19 protein-coding genes are annotated in these 21,263 nt (G+C 71.6%); 9 read left to right on the forward strand and 10 right to left on the reverse strand.

Features of this window, described 5'->3' with window-relative positions; genetic code table 11:
- Positions 1-15: 15 nt before the first annotated feature.
- Genes HT134_RS29055 through HT134_RS29075 form a run of 5 tightly spaced genes read right to left on the reverse strand, consistent with a single transcriptional unit; the run spans position 16 to position 7,035 of the window.
- Positions 16-1,944 carry an Ig domain-containing protein gene (locus tag HT134_RS29055; protein WP_217708515.1) on the reverse strand — a complete coding sequence of 643 codons (1,929 nt, stop codon included), beginning with the start codon at positions 1,942-1,944 and terminating at the stop codon, positions 16-18.
- 16 nt (positions 1,945-1,960) lie between these two features.
- Positions 1,961-2,863, reverse strand: coding sequence for a carbohydrate ABC transporter permease (locus tag HT134_RS29060; RefSeq protein WP_175603638.1), 903 nt, complete (start codon positions 2,861-2,863; stop codon positions 1,961-1,963).
- Positions 2,860-3,741 carry a carbohydrate ABC transporter permease gene (locus HT134_RS29065; RefSeq protein ID WP_175603639.1) on the reverse strand — a complete coding sequence of 294 codons (882 nt, stop codon included), beginning with the start codon at positions 3,739-3,741 and terminating at the stop codon, positions 2,860-2,862. Before HT134_RS29065 ends, HT134_RS29060 begins: the two co-directional genes overlap by 4 nt.
- A 1-nt stretch (position 3,742) precedes the next feature.
- Positions 3,743-5,116, reverse strand: a complete 1,374-nt coding sequence (locus HT134_RS29070; protein ID WP_175603640.1) for an ABC transporter substrate-binding protein — start codon at positions 5,114-5,116, stop codon at positions 3,743-3,745.
- An 11-nt stretch (positions 5,117-5,127) separates the two neighbouring features.
- Positions 5,128-7,035 carry a glycoside hydrolase family 127 protein gene (locus HT134_RS29075; protein ID WP_175603641.1) on the reverse strand — a complete coding sequence of 636 codons (1,908 nt, stop codon included), beginning with the start codon at positions 7,033-7,035 and terminating at the stop codon, positions 5,128-5,130.
- 140 nt (positions 7,036-7,175) lie between these two features.
- Between HT134_RS29075 and HT134_RS29080 the strand changes: the two genes are divergently transcribed.
- The 6 genes from HT134_RS29080 (at position 7,176) to HT134_RS29105 (ending at position 15,134) form a co-directional block, all read left to right on the forward strand.
- Positions 7,176-8,192: a LacI family DNA-binding transcriptional regulator gene (locus HT134_RS29080; RefSeq protein WP_175603642.1), complete on the forward strand. Its 1,017-nt coding sequence runs from the start codon at positions 7,176-7,178 to the stop codon at positions 8,190-8,192.
- Between the two features lie 95 nt (positions 8,193-8,287).
- Positions 8,288-9,325: a DUF6461 domain-containing protein gene (locus HT134_RS29085; RefSeq protein WP_175603643.1), complete on the forward strand. Its 1,038-nt coding sequence runs from the start codon at positions 8,288-8,290 to the stop codon at positions 9,323-9,325.
- 464 nt (positions 9,326-9,789) lie between these two features.
- On the forward strand, positions 9,790-12,042 hold the full coding sequence (locus tag HT134_RS29090) for a transglycosylase domain-containing protein (protein WP_175603644.1): 2,253 nt from the start codon (positions 9,790-9,792) through the stop codon (positions 12,040-12,042).
- A gap of 1 nt (position 12,043) precedes the next feature.
- Positions 12,044-12,580: a PadR family transcriptional regulator gene (locus HT134_RS29095; RefSeq protein WP_175603645.1), complete on the forward strand. Its 537-nt coding sequence runs from the start codon at positions 12,044-12,046 to the stop codon at positions 12,578-12,580.
- The gene (locus HT134_RS29100; protein ID WP_175603646.1) at positions 12,577-13,347 is read left to right on the forward strand and encodes an ABC transporter ATP-binding protein; all 771 of its coding nucleotides are present in this window, start codon (positions 12,577-12,579) and stop codon (positions 13,345-13,347) included. The genes HT134_RS29095 and HT134_RS29100 overlap by 4 nt, the downstream gene beginning before the upstream one ends.
- Before the next feature lie 5 nt (positions 13,348-13,352).
- Positions 13,353-15,134 (forward strand): FtsX-like permease family protein, encoded by a 1,782-nt coding sequence (locus tag HT134_RS29105; protein WP_175603647.1) that lies wholly within the window; start codon positions 13,353-13,355, stop codon positions 15,132-15,134.
- Between the two features lie 23 nt (positions 15,135-15,157).
- On the opposite strand, the gene HT134_RS29110 is transcribed toward HT134_RS29105, so the two are convergent.
- The gene (locus HT134_RS29110; RefSeq protein WP_175603648.1) at positions 15,158-15,643 is read right to left on the reverse strand and encodes a metallophosphoesterase family protein; all 486 of its coding nucleotides are present in this window, start codon (positions 15,641-15,643) and stop codon (positions 15,158-15,160) included.
- A gap of 236 nt (positions 15,644-15,879) precedes the next feature.
- On the opposite strand from HT134_RS29110, the gene HT134_RS29115 reads away from it, so the two are divergent.
- Positions 15,880-16,101, forward strand: a complete 222-nt coding sequence (locus HT134_RS29115) for a hypothetical protein (RefSeq protein WP_175603649.1) — start codon at positions 15,880-15,882, stop codon at positions 16,099-16,101.
- A gap of 17 nt (positions 16,102-16,118) precedes the next feature.
- Here the strand turns inward: HT134_RS29115 and HT134_RS29120 are convergent, their stop codons facing one another.
- Positions 16,119-16,868 carry a TetR/AcrR family transcriptional regulator gene (locus HT134_RS29120; protein ID WP_217708516.1) on the reverse strand — a complete coding sequence of 250 codons (750 nt, stop codon included), beginning with the start codon at positions 16,866-16,868 and terminating at the stop codon, positions 16,119-16,121.
- Between the two features lie 28 nt (positions 16,869-16,896).
- On the opposite strand from HT134_RS29120, the gene HT134_RS29125 reads away from it, so the two are divergent.
- Positions 16,897-17,709, forward strand: coding sequence for an SDR family oxidoreductase (locus HT134_RS29125; protein WP_281387712.1), 813 nt, complete (start codon positions 16,897-16,899; stop codon positions 17,707-17,709).
- A 29-nt stretch (positions 17,710-17,738) separates the two neighbouring features.
- Here the strand turns inward: HT134_RS29125 and HT134_RS29130 are convergent, their stop codons facing one another.
- From HT134_RS29130 to HT134_RS29140, 3 genes are all read right to left on the reverse strand, one after another.
- A complete protein-coding gene (locus HT134_RS29130) occupies positions 17,739-18,086 on the reverse strand; it encodes a DoxX family protein (RefSeq protein ID WP_175603650.1) in 348 nt (115 codons plus the stop codon).
- A 220-nt stretch (positions 18,087-18,306) separates the two neighbouring features.
- Positions 18,307-18,846 (reverse strand): DUF1062 domain-containing protein, encoded by a 540-nt coding sequence (locus HT134_RS29135; protein WP_312888519.1) that lies wholly within the window; start codon positions 18,844-18,846, stop codon positions 18,307-18,309.
- A gap of 410 nt (positions 18,847-19,256) precedes the next feature.
- The gene (locus HT134_RS29140) at positions 19,257-20,141 is read right to left on the reverse strand and encodes an SDR family oxidoreductase (RefSeq protein ID WP_175603652.1); all 885 of its coding nucleotides are present in this window, start codon (positions 20,139-20,141) and stop codon (positions 19,257-19,259) included.
- A gap of 115 nt (positions 20,142-20,256) precedes the next feature.
- Between HT134_RS29140 and HT134_RS29145 the strand changes: the two genes are divergently transcribed.
- Positions 20,257-21,189, forward strand: a complete 933-nt coding sequence (locus HT134_RS29145) for a LysR family transcriptional regulator (protein ID WP_175603653.1) — start codon at positions 20,257-20,259, stop codon at positions 21,187-21,189.
- Positions 21,190-21,263 lie beyond the last annotated feature (74 nt).

Raw genomic sequence — 21,263 nt, forward strand, 5'->3', positions numbered from 1 at the left:
TTTCTCAGGGCTGACTCAGGGGTATGCCTTGACTTCGAGCAGGCCGACCGAGCCCTGCCCGCTCTGGAGCACCACCCGCAGCCGGGTCGTGCTCACGCCGGTGAAGGTCACGTGGTTGTAGGCGTCCGCCGCGACCGGGTACGTGCCCGGGATGTCCACGTACGCCGAGCCGTTCCACCGCTGGAGCTTCCAGGAGGCCGGCAGGCGCACCCCGTCGGCGTCGTCGAAGAAGTACACGTCGGCGGAGCTGATCGTCTGCGCGGACGGCCAGGTCAGCTCGGCCCACTGCTGGCCGGTGTCGGGCCAGGTGCCCCAGCGCGGGTTGGCGGTGTCGTCGGAGCGCGGCGGGTCGATCCCGTCGTTGACCGCCGCGACGCTCTCCCAGGGCGAGGTGTAGGAGGCCGACGGGGTCGCGCTCCTGGCCAGGTTCGTCGGGGTGCCGCCGCCACCGCCGACCGTGAGCTGGAAGGTCTGGGTGACCGGGGTGCTCAGCTTGTCGTAGTCGCGCAGGCGCACGGTGAGGCCGTACGTGCCGGCCGTCGTGGGCGTGCCGCTGATCGCGCCGGTGAAGCGGTCGAGCGTCAGACCCGGCGGCAGCGAGCCCGCGGTGACCTGCCAGTCGTAGAACGGGACGCCGCCCTTGGCGGCCAGCGTCTGCCGGTACGCCTGGCCGGGCGTGGCCTGCGGCAGGGACGTGGTGACGATCGACGGCTTGAGGAACGGGGTGAGGTTGCGGTTGAGCTTCCATCCGGCGTTCTCGGCGACCAGCAGCGACAGCTTGGTCATCATCCAGCGGCGGGTCGGGAACAGGTGGGTCCAGCCGCCGCTCTGGCCGCTGATCCGGTCCCAGTACTTCTGGTCGCCGGGGATGTGGTAGCTGCTGTCGAGCGGCACCGGGTAGCCCTGGTACTCGACGACGTCCGGGTCGTTCCCGCCGTTCTGGACATAGGACCGCATGCCGGCCCAGTCGCTGTGGAAGGCGACGGCGTGGCCGTACTCGTGCATGACCAGGCCGTGGACGTCGAGCACCGAGCCCGCGATGTCGGTCTTGTACCAGTCCTCGTCGGCCAGGGAGGTGAACAGCCGCTTCCCCGCCTCGTCGTACTCGAAGATCATCGCGGTGGAGCGGTGGAGCGGGCCGGCGACCTGCCGGCCGCCTTGGGTGCTGTATGTGCCGTTGGCCGCCGGGTAACCGGTCGAGTACGGGCTCTGGATGCCGCGGAAGAACACGTACATGCCGTTGTAGGCGGTGGCGTTGGTGACGTTGACGGTGTTCTGCCAGTCGTCGCCCGGCAGGTGGTTGTTCTCGGCGCCGGCCGCCACGGTGTCGAACGGCTGCATGTCGAAGAACCGGAACCAGTCCTTGACCGCCTCCTCCGCCGCCGTCCGGAAGGCCGGGTCGGAGAAGTAGCCGGTGATCGTGTCGTGGCGGTAGTCGAAGGTGATCGGGATCGACGGCTCCAGCGCGGTCTTCTCGTCCTGCTGGACCATGATCGGCATGGTCTGCTGGAACGTGGCCCCGGCGGCGTCCCGGACCGACAGCCGCAGGGTGTGCAGCTCGTCGGCGCCGGGCCCGCGCTTGGAGTGGATGGCCAGCTTGAACGTCTTCTGCTCCCCCGCGCTCGCGAAGGTCAGCGTCTTGGTGGCGCCGGTGGCGGTGAGCTGGCTGGGCAGGTCCATCATCAGCCGGGAGGTGCCCTCGGCCTTGAGGTCGATCGTGACCGGGAATCGGGCGTCCTGCGGGGGCTTGACGGTCAGCTCGACGTACGGGTTGGCCAGGTAGCCCTGCCAGTCCACCAGCTTGACGCCGTGGTCGTTGACGACCCGGCCGAACATGTCGACGACCTGGGCCGCCGACAGGGCGTGCGCGGGGAGCACGCCCGTGCCGAGGGGGGCGAGGATCGAGGCGAGGAGCAGGACGAGCGCGGCGGCTGATCGCTTCATGGGGGGTGTCCTCTTCTCAGTTCTTGATGCCGGTGAGCGTGACTCCTTCGATGAAGTAGCGCTGCAGGAAGAAGAAGAGCGCGACGATCGGGGCGATGACGGCCGCCGAGGCGGCCATGAGGTAGCCCCACTGCGTGATGAACACGCTCTGGAACGAGGCGAGCCCGAGCGAGAGCGTGTACTTCGACTCGTCCTGCAGGTAGAGCAGCGGCCCCAGGAAGTCGTTCCAGGTGCCGATGAAGGTGAAGATCGTGACGACGACGATCGCCGGTCTGGACAGCGGCATGACGACCGTCCAGTAGACCCGCCACGGCGAGGCGCCGTCGATGTAGGCGGCCTCGTCCAGCTCGAACGGGATGGTCAGGAAGAACTGCCGCAGCAGGAACACGTTGAACACGCCACCCCCCGCCCCGGCGAACCAGGCGGGCACGGTGAGCGGGACGAACGTGTCGATCGCCCCCAGTTCCTGCCACATGACGAACGTCGGGATGATCGTCACGGCGTACGGCAGCATCACGCCGGTGAGCAGCAGCGCGAAGACCACGTTGCGGCCCTTCCAGCGCAGCCGGGCGAAGCTGAAGGCGGCCACCGAGCAGGTGAACACCGTGCCGATCACGCAGACGACCGCGATGATCACCGTGTTGAGCAGGTAGAGGCCGAACGGCTGGGCGGTGAGCGCCTCGCCGAAGTTCGACCACTGGAAGGGGTCGGGGATCCACTCCGGCGGGGCGACGAACATCTGCGTGTCGGTCATGAGGGCGCTGCGCACCAGCCACACGAACGGCAGGATCGTCGGGATCGCGCCGAGCAGCAGCGCCACGTACAGCAGCGCCCTGCCGTACCTGCGTGGCCGGCGCAGCCCGGCGGTCGGCGCGACGCCACGCGCGCGGGTCTTCTCCGGCGTCGCGAGCGCGGTCATCGGGCGCCCGCCATCTCGTAGTAGACCCAGCGGCGGGCGTTGCGGAACATGAGGAACGTCACCACCATGATGATCATGAACAGGACCCACGCGAGGGCGCTGGCGTAGCCCATCTCGCTCTCGGTGAAGGCCTTGCGGAAGATGTAGTAGACGTAGAAGAGCGTGGCCTGGTTGGGGCCGCCCTCGGTCATGACGTACGCCTGGGTGAAGACCTGGAAGGTGCCGACGACCCCGACCACGAGGTTGTAGAAGATGGTCGGTGTCATCATGGGCAGCGTCACGTGCCAGAAGCGCCGCCACGGGCCGCCGCCGTCGATCGAGACGGCCTCGTACAGGTGGCGGGGCACGCCCTGGAGCCCGGCCAGGAAGATCACCATGGTGTTGCCGAAGCCCCACGTGCTCATGATGATCAGCGACGGGACGGCCATCTCCTCGCTGTAGACCCACTGCGAGGTCGGCAGCCCGGCCTGGCGCAGCAGGGAGTTGAGCAGCCCGAAGTCCGGGTTGAAGATCCAGATCCAGAGCACCACGTTCGCGATGGCCGGGACCAGCGTCGGCAGGTAGAAGATCGTGCGCCACAGGGCCAGGCCGCGGACCTTCTGGTTGAGCAGCATGGCCACGGCGAAGCTGACGAGCAGCGTGAGCGGCACCGCGCCGAGCGTGTAGTAGGTGGTGGCCGACAGCGACTTCCAGAACAGCGCGTCGTCGGCCAGCGCCGTGTAGTTGTCCAGCCCCACGAACGAGGGCTGCCCGCCCACCTGCCAGTCGGTCAGGCTGAAGAAGAACGACGCGATCATCGGGCCGACCGTGAAGATGACGAACCCGAGGATGGCGGGCAGCGCCATGAGGACGCCCCAGCGCGCCTCGAACCTGCGCATCCTAGATCTCCTGCGTGTGGTGCCAGCCCTGCAGCATCGCGGTGATCTTCGGGGTGGCCTCCTTGAGCACGTCCGCGGCCGGCCGCTTGCCCGACTCGATCTCCTGCAGCGCCGGCGTCAGCACGTCGCTGGAGACGGCCGACATGTTCTTGAGCCGGTTGCGCAGGTCGGGGACGCCGTGCCCGCGGGTGTAGTCGACGACCGCCGTGCGGAACTCCGGCGGGTGCGCCGCGTTCCTGGTCCACGCGTCCACCGACGCCTGGTCCTCGTAGTACCTCTTCTCCTGCGGCATCCACAGGCCCTGCTGGAACAGGTCCACGTAGCGGGGGTCGTTGTGGAAGGCGAACAGCTCGACCGCCTCCTCCACGTGCTTGCTCCCGGCGAACACCGCCGACGCGCCGGCCACCTGCGTCGTGGTGAACGGCTCGCCGTACTTGGGCAGCACGCCGATGCCGTAGTTCACCTTGCTCTGGTTCATGTCGAGCAGCGACCAGTGGCCGTCGACGACCATGGCCACCCGCTTGGTCTTGAGCAGGACGTTCGTGCCGGGCACGTCGTCGCCGGTGGCGGCGAGCTGGCCGGGGCCCGGCATGACCCGGTGCTTGTAGATGAGGTCCTGGAGGTTCTGGAACACCTTGATCGCCTCGGGGGTGTCCAGCAGGCAGCGCTTGCCGGCCTCGTCGGCGAAGTCGGCGCCGTTGCTGCGCAGGAAGCCGTACCAGGCGGCGCCGTAGGTGATGCTGCTGGAGATGCCGAACTGCCGGATCTGCTTGGGGTCGAAGCCCGACTCGTCGGGGTGCTTGCCGTTCTGGTCGACGGTCAGCTTGTAGGCGTTCTCGACGAGCTGGTCCCAGGTCCAGGCCGAGGCCGCGTCGGCGGGCGGCGCGGCGACGCCGGCCTCCGCCAGGGCGTCCTTGGCGTACCAGAGGAGCATGACCTCGTTGGCGGTGGCCAGGCCGTGCAGCTTGTCCTGGCCGTACCACAGGTAGGCGTCGGGCAGGCAGCCCGCGAGCTGCGGGTACTTCTTCACGTACGGGAACAGGTTGACCAGCGTGCCCTGCTCGGCCAGCCGGTAGGACATGCTCATGGGCACGTAGCCGACGTCCGGGACCCGGCCGCTGGCCACCAGGGTGTTGAGCTTGACGTCGTACTCGTCGGGCGTGAACAGCGGCTTGACGTCGACGCCGGCGTTCTTCTGCTCGTACTGCCGCAGCATCTTCTCCACGGCCGCCTTCTCGAAGGTGGAGCCCCAGTACATGAACTGGAGCTGGGTGCTCCCCTTCGAGCCGCCGCCTCCACCGCCGCCCCCGCAGGCCGCCGCCGCGGCGCCGAGGGCGGCGAGCCCGCCGATCCTGAACAGGTCACGTCGTTTCATCAGGTCGTTCCTTACGCGAGGGGGAGCCAGACCCGCATCGCGCCCGCGCCGCGGTTGTCCCACTGGTAGTAGGGGACGGCCGTGGCGGTCAGGCGGGCGGCGCCGGGGTCCGTGGTGGGGGGTGCGCTGCCGTACGGCAGGCCGGTGGCGGGCGGCTCGGCGGCGTACGCGCCGGCCTCGATGAGGACGGTCCGGCCGAGGCCCGGCACGTCCTGCTTGTCGATCACGCGCAGCTCGGCGTGCGGGTCGAGGACCAGGTCGTCCACGTCGGCCTGCTGGTCGGCCTGCTCGAAGCAGTAGACGAGCGGGCCGCGCTCGACGGCGGCCGTGCCGCGCAGGGCGTCGATCCGCCGGTTGGGGTAGGTGAGGCGGGGGGTCAGGTCGAGGCCGAGCTCCACGGTGTCGCCGGTCCGCCACTCGCGGGTGACGACGGCGTAGCCGCGCTCGTCCGGCTCGGCCGCGACGCTCCGGCCCCCCACGGTGAGGGTGGCGCGGCCCGCGCTCCAGGCGGGGATCCGCAGCGCCAGCGACCAGGGTCCCTCGGGGGCCCGTTCGACGGTGAAGACGACCTTGCCGTCCCAGGGGTAGCCGGTGGCGACGGCGAGGTCGAGGTCGCCCGAGCGGATCGCGCCCGGCGCGTACTGGTGGACGTGCAGCGCCCGCTCGGCCGTCGTGGCGACGTAGTGGCCGAGCGAGGAGACCGTCCGCATGATGTTGGGCGGGCAGCAGGCGCAGGCGAACCACTCCCGCCGCCGCCCCAGGTAGGCGTCCTCGACGGTGTCGTCGCGGCGCTGGAGCGGGTTGACGTAGAAGAAGCGCACTCCGTCGGCCGAGGTGGAGGCCGCGAAGGCGTTGTAGAGGACGCGCTCGATCAGGTCGGCGTAGCGGCCGTGGCCGGTGGCCAGCAGCAGCCGCCAGTTCCAGTGGATGCTCGCGATCGCGGCGCAGCTCTCGTTGTAGGCGCGGTCCGGCGGCAGCTCGTAGCGCTCGCCGAACGCCTCGCCGTCGTGGCGGGAGCCGACGCCGCCGGTGAGGTACATCTTGGTGGCGACCATGTCCTCCCAGCGGCGGACCGAGCACTCCAGCAGCGACTCGTCGCCGGTCTCCAGGTAGACGTCCACGACGCCGGCCTCCAGGTAGAGCTGGCGCACGGCGTGGCCGACCGGGGTGTCGGCCTCCCTGACCGGCAGGTGGTCCTGGGCGTACAGGGGGCCCATGCCGCTGTCCTTGATGAGGCCCTTGCCGCGGTTGTCGACGAGCTTGGCCGCGAGGTCGAGGTAGGACCGCTCGCCGGTGACCCGGTAGAGCTCGACCAGGGCCGTCTCGACCTCGGCGTGCCCGTCGATGCCGTCGTCGCCGCCGGTCAGGAACACCTCGACCAGGTGGTCGGCGAGCCGGCGCGCCACCGCGGTCAGCCGCTCGTCGGCGCCGGTCCGGGCCCCGGCCACCGCGGCCTGGAACAGGTGGCCGGCGCAGTACATCTCGTGGCTGTACTCCAGCTCGGCGTAGATCTTGCCGGGCTTGACCACCTGGTAGTGGGAGTTGAGGTAGCCGTCGGCCCGCTGGGCCCGGCCGAGCAGGGCCGCCGACTCGGCGATGAACTCGGGGTAGCCGGGTCCGGGCCGCCGGGCGTGCTCCCAGGCCACCGCCTCCAGCTGCTTGTACAGGTCGGAGTCCTGGAACCGGTAGCCCTGGTACTCGCCTTCGGCCTCGCCGGCCGCCAGCCGCAGGTTCGGCACGCTGCCCGCGCGCTCCATCTGCTCCAGACCGAGGGGGATGCTGGCCTCGCGGTTGATCCGCTGCCAGCGGCCCATCGGCCCACCGGTGATGTCGACGTCACGGACGCCCAGCGGGCGCCACACGGCCTTGGCACCCTGGGTGGGCACGGCCGGGCCGCAGACCTGGGACGGGTTGACCATGGAGCTCCTCACGTGCTGCCTTCCAGGCGATCACTCGCCATGAAGGAAAATAAGGAATAGGTTTTCCTTCGCAGAACGTAGATCCAGCGCGAGGTCAGCGTCAAGAGCTATATAGTGAGAGTGGGCGGGAAGGAAAAGGTTTGTCCTCTGAACAGGCGCACGTCGTCACCATCCGCGAAGTCGCCGCGGCCGCCGGCGTCTCCATCGGCACGGCCTCCAAGGCCCTCAACGGCCGCGGCAAGCTGCGCGAGGAGACCCGGGCCCGGGTGAGCGCCGCGGCCGAGCGCCTCGGCTTCCGCCCGAACCCCCTCGCCCAGGGCCTGCTCCAGGGCCGCACGTACACGGTGGGCCTGGTGACCGGCGACAGCTTCGGCCGCTTCAGCATCCCCGTCATGCTGGGCGCGGAGGACGCGCTCGGGGCCGGGCAGATCTCGGTGTTCATGTGCGACACGCGCGACGACCCGATCCGGGAGCAGCACTACGTCGAGCGGCTGCTGGCCAGACGCGTGGAGGGCATCATCGTCACCGGCCGCCGCACCGAGCCGCGGCCCAGCATCGGCGCCGACCTGCCGGTGCCGGTGGTCTACGCGATGACCCAGTCGGCGAGCGACGACGACTTCTCGGTCATCCCCGACGACCGGGGCGGCGGGGCGCTCGCCGCCCGCCACCTGCTCGCCACCGGCCGCACCCGCATCGGCCACGTCACGGGCCCGGAGCGGTTCGAGGCGGCGCGGCGGCGCGCCGAGGGCCTGACGGACGCGCTGGCCGAGGCGGGCACGGGGTTGGCCGGGGATCCGCTGTTCGGGGAGTGGACCGAGGAGTGGGGGCGGCAGGGCGCCGACATCCTGCTGCGGGCCCACCCGGACGTGGAGGCGGTCTTCTGCGGGAGCGACCAGATCGCCCGGGGGGTGTCGGAGACGCTGCGGGAGCGCGGGCGGCGCATCCCGGACGACGTGGCGGTGGTGGGCTTCGACAACTGGGAGCCCATGGTCGAGGGGTGCCGACCGCCGCTGACGACCGTGGACATGAACCTGGGCGAGATCGGGCGGATCGCGGCGGAGCACCTGCTGGAGGCGATCGGCGGGGCGCCGCGGGCGCGGGGGGTGCTGACGGTGCCGTGCAGCCTGGTGCTGCGGGAGTCGACGCGGGTCAGCTGAGTTCGCGGGGCGGCGCTGGTCGAAGGGAACTTGGGTCCGCTCCAGCCCGCATCAGCACCCGGGGCGTTGTCGGCAGGCCTCGCCATACTGATCGCGTGATCAACGACGCGTCTGCCCATTATCAGTACCTCCTGAACGGCGCCCTGGAGCCCATTTCCGACGCCCTGACCTGGACCGTGATCCAGCCCATGACCGGTACTCCCACCCTTGCCGAACTCCTGGAGCGCATGGGACTGCAGGAATCCGACCTGGAACCGGCACGCCCGGTTGACCTGACGGGCGAGCTCGAAGAAGGCATGTTCATCGGCCGGTCCGGCTCATCCTTTGTCGTCGTCGAACCCAACGGCTACCAGACCGCCCTGCAGGAGGTTCTGCTCCGCCTCAGTACGGGTGCTCGGGCGTGCAGCGTCTCCTGGGGCGCCACCACTCCCGGTGACCTGCAGTACGCCGTCTACGGCCGACTGGTGACCTCCCTGGCGATCCACTCTCCCGACTGGCGCTACGGCGCCCAGCCGCATGCCCTGGACGAGGAGCTGACCGTCCTCGAGCAGGTCACCGCCCCCGAACCGGGCCATCCAGACCTCCACACCGCGGCTGCGATGGCCGTAGTGGAGGCGGCCACAGGAGTCCGGCTGGACCTCGATTGGCTCGCCCAGCCGCACGCCGTGGTCCGACGGGAGGCCAAGGTCCCGCGACCCGATGTGCCGTCCGGTGGCATCGTCGGGTTGGATCCCGACCTGGACGCCCGGCTCCGTCTCGCTGACCCTTCGGTTCAAGCCCACGCCGTTCAGCGGGCGGTGACCGAGGTGCTGACTCAGCACGAGTTGCTGAACGACCCCGCCGTCCGCGCGGGACTCGAGCTGCTGGCTGCCGGCCAGGTCACAGCGGACCCACCGGGCCTCACGGGGCGCGACTCGCTGACCTCCCGGCTGCAGGTGGACTACGAAGCCCGCCGATTCGAGGTGCATCCCGACCAGGACCCTCGCCGTGCTCGCTGGCAGGCAGCGCAGGCGCTGGCCAGCGCCTTCAAACCGCACTGGTATGACGTCTTCCAGCCACTCGTTCATGCGTACTTCGCGGCCGGCGACCAATGGCCGAGTGTGCGCCGAGCCGTGAAGGGGCTGCTCGGCTGATCACCGCTGCGGCTCGCGAAGTGTCACTGGAGTGCGAGGGTCTCCCACTCGCCCACAACCGGAACCGGTCATGGACCGTGGACCACGGCCCGTACTCCACCGGCAGGTCCGCCATCGACTGCCGGTACGCGACCGCCGCATCACCGCATTGAACTGCTGTCGCAGGTCCGGGATCGGGCCTCGCCGGGGTCGCCACGCGCCATGACGAAGGCGTACCAGGATCGCAGGCCCGGTACAGGCGAATCTCACTGGTCTCAACTCCTGCAGGCCCTAGCTCAGCCCGCGCCGACTGAGCGCCGCAGACCAGCTCGCCGTCCTCCCGGCGCACCGGTTTTCGCCGCCTTCTCGTGTGTCGCGAGCGGATCTTCTCGCGCTCTCCCCCGGTCTCGGCCGTCGGCGGGTGGAGCGTTTTGACACCTCTACTGGCTAACCGCTATCTATTGGCTAACCGTTAGGGGGGTGGGATGCAGGACGCAGTGCCGGCGAGGGCTCGCCGCGCGCGGCCGGGTCGTGGCCGGTTACGCGGGTCCGGCGACCGGGGACCAGGTGGCCGTACCGGCTGGAACTGGAAGCGGTTCGTCCCCGGCTGGAAGGTCGTGCTCCTCGGCTGCGCGGTGCTGGTGACGGGTCTCTTCGCGATGATCGCGGTGGCGTACGCCCACACCCCGCTGCCCGTCGAGACCCAGGACCACGCGGTCGAGCAGGGCAGCGTCATCTACTACCGGGACGGCAGGACCGAGATCGCCCGGCTCGGCACCAAGCGGGAGATCGTCCCCATCTCCAGGATTCCCCGGCATGTGCAGGACGCCTTCATCGCCACGGAGAACCGCACGTTCCGCACCGACCCGGGCATCTCGGTGTCCGGCATCATGCGAGCGGCGTGGAGCACGGTGACCGGACAGCAGGTCCAGGGCGGCTCGACGATCACGCAGGAGATGGCGCGGGGCTACTACGACGGTCTCAGCCAGGAGCGGACACTCCAGCGCAAGTTCAAGGAGATCTTCGTCTCGATCCGCGCCAGCAAGGAGATGTCCAAGGACCAGATCCTTGCCAACTACCTCAACACCATCTACTTCGGCCGCGGCGCGAACGGCATCCAGGCCGCCGCCCAGGCGTTCTTCGACAAGGACGTCGACCGGCTGACCCCGGCCGAGGCCGCGTACCTGGCGGGCCGGATCCAGAGCCCGATCGCGTTCGACAAGGCGGAGGCGGAGCAGAACTGGGCGCCGACCCGCGAACGGTTCGCCTACGCCGTGCGCGGCATGGCGATCGTCGACCCGGCGAGGTACGGGCACCTGCCCAGGACGGCGACGTTCCCCAAGCTCGCCGAGCTGGACAAGAGGGAGACGCTCAAGGGCGTCAACGGCTACATGGTCGACATCGTGCGGCGCGAGCTGGAGCAGCGCGGGATCACCGAGGAGAAGCTGCGCAGCGGCGGTTACCGCGTGACGACGACGTTCGACAGGAAGCTCATGCGGGCCGCCAAGAAGGCGGTCGAGAGCAACCTCGCCGCCCTCCACGACCGGCACATCCGCGCCAACCTGGCCGCCGTCGACCCGCGCAACGGGCGGGTGATCGCCTTCTACAGCGGCCACGACTACCTGAAGAGCTTCACCAACAACGCCTTCGACGCCCGCAAGCAGGCCGCGTCGGCGTTCAAGCCGTACGTGCTGGCCGCCTGGCTCCAGAACGGCTACAGCCTCAGGAGTTACGTGTCCGGCGACGGGCCGGTGACACTGCCGGGCACCAAGCCGATCGGCAACTCCCACGACGTGGGCGCGGCCGTGCAGATCGACCGGGCCACCGCCGAGTCGGTGAACACGGCGTTCGCCACGATGGCGCAGGAGGTCGGCCTGAAGGAGGTCGAGCGGATCGCCGTGGGCGCCGGGATCGACAGGCGCGACGTGGAGCGGGCCGTCAAGGACCACGCGTACGGCATGTCCATCGGCGCCGGCCTGGTCACCCCGGTCGAGCAGGCCGCCGGGTACGGCATCTTCGCCAACGGCGGCGTCCACCACGGCGCGCACGTGGTCGTCTCGGTCAGGACGTACAAGGGGATGACCGTCATGAAGGAGGCCGGCCTGCCCAGGACGGTCATCGGCCCCGACGCCGCCGCCGACGCCACCTACGCGATGCGGCAGGTGGTCAGGTACGGCACCGCCGCGGGCACCACGCTGCCCGGCGGGCGGCCGATCGCCGGCAAGACCGGCACCAACAACGAGAACAAGGAAGCCTGGTTCGTCGGCTATGTCCCGCAGCTGTCCACGGCGGTCGGGATGTACAAGGAGGTCCCCCAGACCGACCCGAGGACCGGGAAGGTGGTCAAGGACGCCAACGGCCATCCGCTGTCCAAGGAGGTCTCCCTCGGCGCCATCCAGGGCGCCGACACGCCCACCGGGATCTGGCGCGACTTCATGACGATCGCGATGGCGGGCCGGCCGATCGAGCCGTTCCCGGCGCCCGTCTTCGGCGGCCGGCGGCACGACCTGGTGCACAGGCCCATGCCTGAGCCGACGTCCAGGCCGACGCCTGAGCCGACGTCCGGACCGACGTCCGAGCCGACGTCCGAGCCGACGTCCGAGCCGACGTCCGAGCCGACGTCCGAGCCGACGTCCGAGCCGGTCCAGGACCCGTCCACCGAGGACGACGCGGGCGGCGAGACCATGAACGGCAACGGCGACGACGGGTCGCCAAGGGTCTCGGCCCCAGGAGGATGACGTGCAGGACGCAGTGCTGGCGATGCTCGCCAAGGAGCCGGCGCACGGGTACAACCTGCGCGCCCGGCTGCAGCGGAGTCTCGGCCCGCTGGGCGGGTCGATGAACCCCGGCCAGATCTACGTGACCCTGGCCCGGCTGGAGAAGGCCGGGCTCGTGGTCTGCGAACGGGCCGACGGCCTGCCCGAGCGGCCCGACCGCAAGGTCTACGCGCTGACGCCGGCCGGGCAGCAGCGGGTGGCCGCCTGGCTGGCCGAGGTGGGCTGGCCGAAACCGGACCTGGCGGAGTTCCACCTCAAGCTCGCCGCGGCCGCCGCGGCCCGGCTCGCCGACCCGGTCGAGCTGGTGGCCGCCCAGCGCCGCGAGCTGCTGCGCCGCCTGCGTGAGGTGCAGCGGGCGGCGCTGGACGAGCCGGCGGGACCGGGCGCCGGCCTGCTGCTGGAAGGCGTCGTCCTGCGGCTGCAGGCGGACCTGCGCTGGCTGGCGGCCTGCGAACGAGCCTGGTCCGCGAACGACGACGACGAAGCTGAGGACGCATGAACGAACCGAGTCCCGTGGTCGATGTCCGCGGCCTGGTCAAGCACCACGGTGAGGGGCAGGGCCGGGTCCGCGCGGTCGACGCCGTCGACCTGGAGGTGCCCCAGGGGCAGACGCTGGCGGTGATGGGCCCCAGCGGCTGCGGGAAGTCCACGCTGCTGCACCTGCTGGGCGGTCTGGAGCGGCCCACCGGTGGGGAGGTGCGGCTGGCCGGCCGGCGCATCGACACCCTGGGCGAGCCGGCCCTGGCGCGGCTGCGCCGCCGGTCGGTGGGGTTCGTCTTCCAGGCGTTCCATCTGGTGGAGGAGCTGTCGGCGGCCGAGAACGTCGAGCTGCCGGCGCTGCTGGCCGGGTGCTCGCGGCGTGAGGCGCGGCGGCGCGCGGGCCTGCTGCTGGAACGGGTCGGGCTGGCCGACCGTGCCCGGCATCTGCCGTCGCGACTGTCCGGCGGGCAGCGTCAGCGGGTCGCCATCGCCCGCGCGCTGGCCAACGACCCGCTGATCGTCCTGGCCGACGAGCCGACCGGCAACCTCGACACCGCGGCGACCCTGGAGGTGCTGCGGATCTTCGAGGAGCTGCGTTCGGCCGGGCAGACCCTCGTGATCGTCACGCACGACGAGCGGGTCGCGGCCACCGCCGACCGGCTGATCTCGATGCGCGACGGGATGTTCGTCGACGACACCAGGCTGGCCGGCGCCGGCGCCGGTCCCGTCCCCGAGGCGGGCACCGGCACCGGGTGGCTCGGCGGCCTGATCGGGCTGGAGGGCTGAACGTCATGGGCTCCATCGTGCTGGTCGCCCGTCTGGTGCTGGCCGACGTGCGACGGCACCAGGTCCAGGCCGCGATGCTCCTGCTCGCGGTGACCGTGGCCACCGCCACGATGGCCCTGGGCCTGTCCCTGCGCGGCGTGAGCGACGCGATGTACGAGCAGACCCGCGCGGCCACCGCCGGGCCGGACGTGGTGGCACTGTCCGGCGACACCGGCCCGGCCGTGACCTCGGCCCTGGCCGAGCTGGCGGACGCGCCCGAGGTGACCGCCCACCACGGCCCCTACCAGGTGGTCTACGCCGACCTCACCACGCGCGGGTCCACCTCGTCCCCCGTGGTGGTACAGGGCTTCGCCGAGACGCCCGGCCCGCTCAACCGGCCGCTGGTGACCTCGGGTCGATGGGTACGTCCCGGCGGCGCGGTGCTCGAACGCGGCTTCGCCACCGCGCTGGGCGTCGGCGTCGGCGACCACGTCACCATCGCCGGCCGCTCGTACCCCGTCGCCGGGATCGCGGTGACCGCGGCCACCTCCATCTATCCCTGGGCGGCGCAGATCGGCCCGTACGGCGGGCCGAGCGACTACACCGGCCTGGCCTGGATGACCCGAGCGGACGCCCGGGCCCTGGCGTCGTCCCGGGATCTCCCGGTGACCACGGCCCTGGACCTCAAGCTGCGCGACCCCGCCGCCACCGAGAGCTTCATCGACGCCCACCGCGTCCCCATCACCTTCCACTCGTGGCAGTTCACGGCCGGACAGGACATGGTCATCCTCAGGAACAGCCAGCCGATCCTGGTCGTCGGCAGCTGGCTGCTCGGCTTCCTGGCCGTCACCGGAATCGCGGTGCTGGCCGCGGGCCGCGCCGTCGCGCAGACGCGCCGGGCCGGGCTGCTCAAGGCCGTCGGCGCCACTCCCGGCCTGATCGCCACCGTCCTGCTCGCCGAGTACCTGGCGCTGGCGCTGGCCGGCGACGCGCTGGGGCTGGTGATCGCCCACCTGACCGCGCCCGCCGTCGCCAGCCCCACCGCCAGCCGGATCGGCGGCGCGGCCGGGCCGGACGGCGCCACCGTCGTCGCGGCCACCGTCCTCGCCGTGGCGGTGGCGGTGCTGTCGGCGCTGCGTCCCACGCTGCGCGCCATGCGCACCGCGACCGTCAGGGCGTTGTCCGCCCCCGCGCACCAGCCCCGTCACCGCCCCTGGCTCACCGCGCTGTCCGCGCTGCTGCCCACGCCGCTGCTGCTCGGGCTGCGGCTGACCGCCCGCCGGCCGGGCCGTGCCGTGCTGCAGGCGTGCTCCACCGCCACCACGGTGATCGGCATCGTCGCCCTGCTGGTCATCGGCGCCCAGCCGGAGCGGGGCTATGGCCTGGACGGCTCGTCCGCGCTGCCCAACCTGCGGGGCGAGCACGACCGCCGGGTGATGCTCGCCGTCACCGTCCTGCTGATCGCGCTGGCCGTCGTGAACACCATCACGTTCACCTGGACCACCGCCATGGAGGCCAGGGCGAACGTGGCCATCGCGCGCACCCTCGGCGCAACCCCGTCGCAGATCTCCCTGGGACTGTCCACGGCCCAGCTCCTGCCGAGCCTGCCCGGCGCCGTCGCCGGCGTTCCTCTGGGCATCGGCCTGTGCGCGATGTTCACTGTCGGGAAATGGACCCTGCCGCCGTCCTCCTGGCTGTTCGGCGCCGCACTCGCGACTCTCGTGGTGACGGCGGCGCTCACCGCCCTGCCCGCGCGCCTGGCGGCCCGTCGCCCCGTGGCGCAGGCCCTCAGCGCCGAATCGACGTGACCGGCGCGGCAGCGATCCCGGGGTCAGGGAGTGACGGCGACGATGCGCGCCTCCCGCAGCTCGCCGTGCTCGATCGTCAGCAGGCCGACCGTGCCGTGGGGCTGGCGGCGGCGGTCCGTCGGCGAGCCGGGGTTGAAGATGCGCAGGCCGTCGCCCGTCTCGTCCATCGGGATGTGGGAGTGGCCGAACACCACCAGATCGGCCTCGGGGAAGCGGCGGCGCATCCGCGGCAGGCGTCCCTTGGCCGGTCCGCTGTCGTGGATCATGCCGACACGCAGGCCGTCCAGGGTCAGCTCCAGCGTCTCGGGCGCGACCAGGTCGGGACCGTCGTTGTTGCCCTTGACGACGTGGACGGGCGCGTACGCCGACAACTCGTCGATCACGGAGGCGACGCACACGTCGCCGGCGTGCAGGATCGCGTCGGCGTCACGCAGGTGCGCGGCCACCGGGGGCGGGCAGGAGCGCCAGCGGCGGGGCGCGTGCGTGTCGGAAAGGACCACCACTCTCATCCCCCTCCCCTGCCCGCTCGCCCGCGCGCGGCACCGTGCGCGCCGGCTTCCTTCCCGGCCTCACCGCGCCGCAGGCGGGCACGCCGGCGTGCGGGCGGCGCCGATGTGCGCGCACTCCCCGCCGGCCCGGCCCTCCGGTTAGCGCCTCCGCTGCCGCGCGGGACCCCTACGAAAGTCGCCCGACCCCATCCTGATGACCGATCCGCTGGGAAAGGAGCGGGTCATAGTGTCCGATCATGCGCAGAGCCATCCAGGTGACCGGGCTGATCCTGCTGCTGCAGGGCGTCAGCGGCGCCATCGACCATCTGGCCGTCCAGCCGTTCATGGGGCTGTTCCTCAACTTCTTCAACCGGGTGATCGTGCCCCGCGTGGAGATCCTGGCCGCCCAGCCGCTGTTCGCCAACCTCGCCGTGGCGGTGCTCGGCCTCACGATGATCATCGCGGCCGCGCGGTCGTAGCTCCGCGGCTCCGGTGCTCAGGCGAGCAGCTCGTCGAGGCCGGCCAGCAGGCACCGCAGTCCGAACTCCAAGGGCTCGTCCGCCGCCTTGGCGTATCCGCCGCCCTGGATGGCCGCGACCACCGCCGGAAAGCGATCGGGGTGCCGGCTCAGCCGCTCTCCGACGGCGGCCGACCACTCGTCGACCCGTAGGGTGTCGGCGCCCGCGGTGTACTGCGCGACGCTGCGCACGTGCCCCGCGACGAGCAGGAACGCGTCATGCTGCTCCACGGGGGTGAACCCGGCCTCCGCCAGGACCGCGAGCGCGGCGTCCATCCAGCCGAGCTCGTTCGGGCCCATGACCCGGTGCCCGCTCGTCGCCTCCAGGAGCCAGGGACGCCGGGTGAAGACCCGCAGGCACTGCCGCGCCCACTGGGCCAGCCGGTCACGCCATCCGCCGGGCACCGCGTCCAGATCGGGCCGCTCGCCGATGGCCGTGTCCACCATGAGGGCGACCAGTTCGGCCTTGCCCGGCACGTACCGGTACAGCGACATGGTGGTGAAGCCGAACGTCGCCGCGATGCGCTGCATGGACACGGCCCCGAGGCCCTCGGCGTCGGCGATCTCGACGGCCGTCCGGGTGATCTGGTCGATCGACAGGCGGGGTTTCGGACCGCGGCTGGGCCTGTCCGCCGCGCCCCACAGGAGATCCATGCCGCGGCCGGGGTCGCCGCCCCCGTCGCCCTTCGCCGCCATCAGCACTCCCGGCTCGCCTTGCCCCTCGTCCAAGAACTGTATATAACATAAACAAAACTGTATGCGGCATAAACAGTTGTGCCGCACGAGCCGGGAGAGCGACGACATGGGCAAGCTGGCGGGCAAGACGGCGCTGGTCACAGGGGCTTCGCGAGGCATCGGACGGGCGATCGCCCGGCGCCTGGCCGCCGAGGAGGCGTACGTCGCCGTGCACTACGGCCACGACGAGGCCGCGGCCAGGCAGACGGTCGCGGACATCGAGCGGACCGGTGGGCGCGCCTTCACCGTCCGGGCCGAGCTCGGCGCGCCCGGCGACGTGGACACCCTCTTCGCCGGGCTGGAAGCCGGCCTGACCGGGCGCCCGCTGGACATCCTGGTGAACAACGCCGGCGGCGCCATGAGGACCGGCTCCATCGAGCACACGACCCCCGAGGAGTTCGACCGGCTGATCGCGCTCAACATGCGGGCGCCGTTCTTCATCATCCAGCGGGCCCTGCCCCTGCTCCGCGACGGCGGCCGCATCGTCAACATCTCCTCCGCCGACACCCGCGTCGCCCTCCCCCAGGAACTCGCCTACTCGATGGCCAAGGGCGCGATCAACGTGCTCGGCAGGACGCTGGCCCACACGGTCGGCGCGCGGGGCATCACCGTCAACACCGTCGCGCCCGGCGTCACCGACACCGACGCCAACGCGTGGATTCATTCCAGCCCGGAGACGGAGACCCTCACAGCGACCGCCTCCGCTCTCAACCGCATCGGTCAGCCGTCCGACATCGCCGACATCGTGGCCTTCCTCGCCTCCGACGACGCCCGATGGATCACCGGCGACGTGATCGACGCCACCGGCGGCACCTTCCTCGGCCCCCGCCTCTGAGGGCCCGCGGGCGACCCTGCTGCGGTGGGTCAGGCCGCCGCGCCCAGGGCCAGAGCGACGGCGACGGGCGCCAGGTAGAGCAGCGGGAAGACGACGGTCCTGTACGAGCGGGCCCGCAGCACCGTCACGACCGCGCCGGCGAAGTACAGGATCAGGCCGATCCCGGCGGCGACGCCGATCGCGGGAACCGCCAGGCCGACCAGCAGGCCGACGGCTCCGGCGGCCTTGGCCGCGCCCAGCAGGGTCCACCACGACTGCGGCACCCCGTACTCGATCAGCGGCTTGGCGACGAAATCGGCCCTGCGCAGCAGCGAGAAGCCGGAGAACCCGACCCAGGCGGCGGCGAGGACGGTGATGATGACGTGCGTGGTGGTCATGAAGATCTCTCCTGACGTGCGTGGACGGGGACTTTCGCTCGTTCGTGCGGCTCACTGACCCGCGCCGGGCGGCCGTCGGCGTCGACCCGGGTGTGTCCCTCACGTCTCCCGAGTGTGGGGCGTGCCGTTGATGCGATCGCTATGCGTTCGCGATGCGTCGCGCCCCGGCCGGGACGGAGTCGCCCCGGGACAGCTCCGTCCCGGGGCGACTCCGTCCCCGCTAGTCCCCGGCCATCACCGTGAAGGTGAACCCTGCGCTCGTCGTACGGCGCAGCGGGATGTCGCACTTGATCCGGCGCAGCACCTCGTTCCTGCTGAGGCCGAGCCCCTGCGCGATGAGCCGCTCGGGGCGCACCGGCACCGGATCCTCGAAGACCACCTCCACCCGCACCGGCCACGCCTCGACCGGCGACGCCGGCGGAGCGTCCAGCCGCCAGGCCCCCGCCCAGTCCAGGGCGAAGCGGTTGCGCCGGGCGAACAGCGGATCCAGCAGTGTGGCGGCGACGAGCGCCGGATCGTTGGCGTGGTAGCGGTCGAGCTCGGCCGGGTCGAAGGAGCTGACCGGCGCTCGCTCGTGCACGGCGAGCTTGATCGTCCGGTTGCAGGACACGCAGCGGACCAGCAGCCACACGTGCAGCTGCTTGCCGTTGGCATTGACACGGAACCTGCCCTTGCCGGTGGTCGCGGACTCCGACCCGCAGTCCACGCACCGCAACGACAGCAGAGGCAGCCTGGTCCGGCGGACGACCCAGGGCAGCACGATATGAGGTTGTGAAGACATGATCTCTCTGGACCTGACACGAGGCCGATTGCGCGCGGCCTCAAACGCTGAAGGACCGGGCGCACACGGGCAGCCCGGCGGAGCCGACGGGAGGGTCGGCGTGAAGGTGAGTGGAAGAAGGTGTCAGGTCTGAAGAGCAGGCGGGGTCACGCGGTTCTGTCCTCTGTCCTCACGGTGACGGGGCCGCGGGCAACCTACGGGAACGCGGGAGGAAGGCGCAAAGGGTTTTCCCGCGGCGCCGTGGGCCGGGCCGGAGCTTCGCGGGCGCCGGCGTACCGATGCCGGCACCCATAAGGTGATCGCATGGGACCGGATGACCGGGCAGCCCTCAGCTCGTCGTCTTCTTGATCGCCGCCTCGGCCGGGGCGCCACCGGACGGGGCCGCGGGCTCAGCCGCCGAAGTAGTGTCCCGCGTCCAGATCGGCGATGAGCCCGGGCCGGTCGGGACGCCAGTCCAGCAGCTTCCGGGTCAGGGCGGAGGAGGCCGGCATGTCCAGCGTGACGAAGGGGGCCAGCCAGCCGAAGTGCTCGCCCGCCTCTCGCTCGGTGATCGCGGTCACCGCAACGCCCAGCCGGCGCCCGATGACGCCCGCGACGTCGCGTACCGGCACGCCCTCCTCGGTGACGGCGTGCAGGCGCGCGCCCGCGGGAGCCTCCTCCAGGGCCAGCCGGTAGAGGCGGGCGGCGTCCAGCCGGTGCACGCTCGCCCAGCGGTGGCCGCCGTCGCCCACGTACGCGGAGACGCCCTTCGCGCGGGCGATGCCGATCGCGGTCGCGACGAACCCCGGGTCGCCCTCCCCGTGCACCAGCGGCAGCCGCAGCACCGAGACCCGCACCCCGCGCTCCGCGAACGCCAGCGCCACCTGCTCGGCCGCGCCCCGGGGCGAGTGCGTCCCCGGCTCGTCCTCCTCGGTGCCGACGCGACCGGGCGGGAGCAGGCCGGTGCCCGAGGTGACCACGAACGGCCGGCCGGACCCCGCCAGCGCCTCGCCGAGCGCCGCGATGGCCCGCCGGTCGGTCCGGGTGGCGGCCTCGAAGTTCGCGAAGTCGTGCACGAAGGCCAGGTGGACGACGCCGTCCGCGGCGGCGGCCCCGTCACGCAGGACGGCGAGGTCGTCGAGCGAGCCGGGGCGCGGCTCGGCTCCCGCGGCCCTCAACGCGGCGGCGGCCTCGTCCGTACGGGCCAGACCGGTCACCTGGTGCCCGGCCTCGACGAGCTCACGGACGACGGCGGACCCCACGAAACCCGTGGCGCCGGTGACGAAAACACGCATGATGATCTCCTTCTTCAGCGGTGTTCCCATCGTCGGAGCGGGCCCCGCGCTGCGTCCAAAGCCTGTTGCTCATCGGGCAATACGTTTCAGGCATCACCCCAGTAGGCTGCCGGGCATGCCCGACTCGCCCGACCTCGATCTGCGGCTCGTGCGCTACTTCACGGCCGTCGCCGAGCACCGGCACTTCGGCCGCGCCGCCGAGGCGCTGCACATCACCCAGCCGTCGCTGAGCCGGCAGATCCGCCGTCTCGAACGGCAACTGGGCGTCCTCCTGCTCGACCGGACCCCTCAGGGCACGCGGCTCACCGCGGCGGGCGAGGTCTTCCTGCCGCGCGCGAAGACGCTGCTGCGCTCGGCCGCCCAGGCGGCGGCGCAGACCCGCGCCGCCGCTCTCCCCCGCCGGATCACGATCGGGTACACGACGGGCCTCATCGTCACGCCGGCCGTGCGCGAGCTGCGCCGCCTGCACCCGGACGCCGACGTACGCACCGCACACGTGGCCTGGAACGAGCCGCGCCCCGCGCTGCTCGGCTACCGGGTGGACGCGGTGGTGACCCGGCTGCCGTTGGCGACCGACGGGCTCGACGTGACGATCCTGTACGACGAGCCGCGCACGCTGCTGCTCTCGCGCGACCACCGCCTGGCGGGCAGGGCGTCCGTGACGCTCGCCGACATCGCCGACGAGCCGCTGCCCCGGCTGGCCGACCCGGACCCGGCCTGGGAGGCGTACTGGCGCATCGATCCCCGTCCCGACGGCCGCCCGGCCCCCGACGGCCCCCTCATCGCCGACATCGAGGACAAGTTCGAGCTGATCGCCGCCGGGGAGGCGGTGGCCATCGCGGCCGGCCCGATCTTCGTCAACCTCCGCCCGGACCTCACCTCGGTTCCCCTGGAGGACGTCGAGCCGAGCCACGTCGTGCTGGCGACCCGGGCGGGCGACCGCAACCGCCTGGTGCCGGCGTTCCGCACGTGCGCCAGGGCGCTGCTCACCGGCTCGCCGGCGTCCCCTTCCGGAGCGCCGAAGTCATCGGCCCGGCCTGATCCCTGAGTGGGCGTCCGAACCTGGAGGTGCGGCCCGGTCCCGGAGCTCCCTAGATTGCCTACCAAGCGTTTGGTTAGATC

Source organism: Nonomuraea rhodomycinica, assembly GCF_013363995.1.
GTDB classification, from domain to species: domain Bacteria; phylum Actinomycetota; class Actinomycetes; order Streptosporangiales; family Streptosporangiaceae; genus Nonomuraea; species Nonomuraea rhodomycinica.